Origin of the sequence: Paenibacillus sp. GbtcB18 (assembly GCF_019091125.1) — a bacterium.
GTDB classification, from domain to species: domain Bacteria; phylum Bacillota; class Bacilli; order Paenibacillales; family NBRC-103111; genus Paenibacillus_F; species Paenibacillus_F chitinolyticus.
The window spans coordinates 1-569 of the sequence record NZ_JAGXJX010000103.1 but is presented as its reverse complement, the minus strand read 5'-3'; the positions used below and the strand labels follow the sequence as shown (position 1 = coordinate 569).

Sequence of the window (569 nt, the reverse complement as noted above, 5' to 3'; positions counted from 1 at the left end):
ACACGCTCCCCGTACCGCGGCCTCCCGGGCCATTTCAAGGTAGGCGGCCCCCGGCAATATCCGCTGCCCGTTTATCACATGATCCGACAGGTAAAATTCTTCTCCCGTAAATCGCGAGCGATATTTTAGCTCCCACAGGTCCGATATATTCTCATGCAGCAACGGATGCAGCTTGTCTGCCTGTGCAGGATGATGTGTCCCCGGAATAACGGCGCTTTCCCCTTCCCCCATCGGCACCCAATAACGTTCTCTTGCAAAAGGATAGGTGGGAAGACTGATCCGCCTCGGTTTTTGACCCTCGTAAAGTTTGCCCCACTCTACCTGTCCTCCCTTTACCCACAACCCTAAAATCCGGCTGTATTTTTTCTGAAGCAGCCATTTGTCCATTACTTCCTGCAGCTCTTCATCTGAAAAGAGTTCCGTTATGATTTCTTTGTTCCGTTTCTGTTGCCCCCGGTACACGCCTTCGGCTTCACCCTGTCCATCTATAAGCTTGTTTAGCTTCTCCTTCACTTCCTCCAGGCTTCCTGCAAGAAAACCCGCCCGTTCCTCCATCGCCTCGCGTCCTA

The 569-nt window shown here is 52.5% G+C and carries 1 protein-coding gene; it reads right to left on the bottom strand.

Annotated elements, in window-relative coordinates; genetic code table 11:
- Nucleotides 1-569 (bottom strand): hotdog family protein (locus KVT34_RS29710; protein WP_217563240.1); only part of this gene is annotated, 569 nt, incomplete at both ends.